This window comes from Leisingera sp. F5 (genome assembly GCF_001593695.1).
In genome coordinates this window covers 1-1,137 of the sequence record NZ_LUKH01001281.1, presented here as the reverse complement: position 1 = coordinate 1,137, position 1,137 = coordinate 1, and the positions used below count along the sequence as shown (strand labels likewise).

Sequence of the window (1,137 nt, the reverse complement as noted above, 5' to 3'; positions counted from 1 at the left end):
GATTTTAGATGAGCAGCCGCACAGAGCCGAGCTTCCGCGAGAGCGTGGACCTGATGTTTAACCGGGCCGTGTCCCTGATGGATCTGCCGCCGGGGCTGGAGGAAAAGATCCGGGTCTGCAACGCGACCTATACGGTGCGGTTCGGGGTGCGCCTGCGCGGCGCCATGCACACATTCACTGGCTACCGCTCGGTCCATTCCGAACATATGGAACCTGTGAAGGGCGGCATCCGCTATGCCACCGGCGTAAACCAGGACGAGGTCGAGGCGCTGGCGGCGCTGATGACCTATAAATGCGCTCTGGTGGAGGCGCCGTTCGGTGGCTCCAAGGGCGGGCTTTGCATTGACCCCCGCGAATATGAAGAACACGAGCTGGAATTGATCACCCGCCGCTTTGCTTATGAGCTGGCCAAGCGCGACCTGATCCACCCCTCGCAGAACGTGCCTGCGCCCGACATGGGCACCGGCGAGCGCGAGATGGCCTGGATCGCTGACCAGTACGCCCGCATGAACACCACCGACATCAATGCCAAGGCCTGTGTCACCGGCAAGCCGCTGAATGCCGGCGGCATCTCCGGCCGGGTGGAGGCCACGGGCCGCGGCGTGCAATATGCGCTGCAGGAATTCTTCCGTTACGAGGAGGATAAGGCGGCGGCCGGCCTCACCGGTAAACTTGATGGCAAGCGGGTCATCGTTCAGGGACTTGGCAATGTGGGGTATCACGCGGCCAAATTCCTGTCCGAGGAAGATGGTTCGCGGATCACTGGTATCATCGAACGGGATGGCGGGTTGTCGAACCCCGATGGTCTGGACGTTGAGGCGGTGCGCAACTGGATTGTTAAGCATGGCGGCGTGTCCGGCTACCCGGATGCCCAGTATGTGGAAGACGGCGCTCTGCTGCTGGAAGAAGACTGCGACATCCTGATCCCGGCCGCGCTGGAAGGCGTGATCAACCTGTCCAACGCCGAACGCGTGAAGGCACCGCTGATTATCGAGGCTGCAAACGGCCCAGTGACTGCCGGTGCGGACGACATCCTGCGCAAGAAGGGCTGCGTGATCATTCCCGACATGTATGCCAACGCGGGCGGTGTGACGGTGTCCTACTTTGAGTGGGTGAAGAATCTGTCCCACATCCGTT

General features: G+C 61.7%; 1 protein-coding gene. It reads left to right on the top strand.

The window, feature by feature from the left end; genetic code table 11:
- Positions 1-8: 8 nt before the first annotated feature.
- Positions 9-1,137: Glu/Leu/Phe/Val dehydrogenase (locus A2I95_RS40775; RefSeq protein WP_291737997.1), on the top strand; the 1,129-nt coding region annotated here is incomplete at its 3' end.